The following is a 671-nucleotide window of genomic DNA, read 5'->3' as shown; positions in this document are numbered from 1 at the left end:
CCGGCGTTGGTGGTGGATACGGCGTGTTCGTCGTCGTTGGTGTCGGTGCATCTGGCGTGTCAGAGTCTGCGTCGGGGGGAGAGCGACACCGCGCTGGCCGCCGGGGTCAACCTGATCCTGCGCCCGGAGAACAGCATTGCGTGTTCTCGGTTTGGGATGTTGTCGCCGGATGGGCAGTGCAAGACCTTTGATGCCGGTGCCAATGGGTATGTGCGCAGTGAGGGTTGCGGGGTGGTGGTGCTCAAGCGGCTCAGTGATGCTCTGCGCGACGGGGATCGGGTGTTGGCGGTGGTGCGCGGTTCTGCGGTCAATCAGGACGGTGCGAGCAGTGGGCAGACGGTGCCCAATGGTCCGGCGCAGCAGGCGTTGATGCGTCAGGCGTTGGCGGCGTCGCGGCTGAGTGCGGCTGATATCGATTACATCGAGGCGCACGGTACCGGTACTGCGTTGGGTGATCCGATCGAGTTGGATGCGTTGGCACAGGTTTTCGGTGATCGCGGTGATGCGGCGCCGTTGGTGGTCGGGTCGGTCAAGACCAACCTGGGTCATCTCGAATCGGCTGCGGGCATTGCCGGTCTCATCAAGACGGTGCTCAGTGTCCGCTACGGCTACATCCCCAAACACCTCAACTTCCACCAACTCACCCCCCACGCCTGCCAAGACGCCACCCG

At 63.8% G+C, this 671-nt stretch carries 1 protein-coding gene; it reads left to right on the top strand.

Annotated features, from left to right (window positions below):
* Positions 1 to 671 (top strand): beta-ketoacyl [acyl carrier protein] synthase domain-containing protein (locus tag A5784_RS27665; RefSeq protein WP_197514895.1); only part of this gene is annotated, 671 nt, incomplete at both ends.

It is taken from the genome of Mycobacterium sp. 852013-50091_SCH5140682, from assembly GCF_001665685.1.
Classification (GTDB): Bacteria; Actinomycetota; Actinomycetes; order Mycobacteriales; family Mycobacteriaceae; genus Mycobacterium.
The sequence above is the reverse complement of the archived record's forward strand: the minus strand, read 5'-3'. Positions and strand labels throughout refer to the sequence as shown.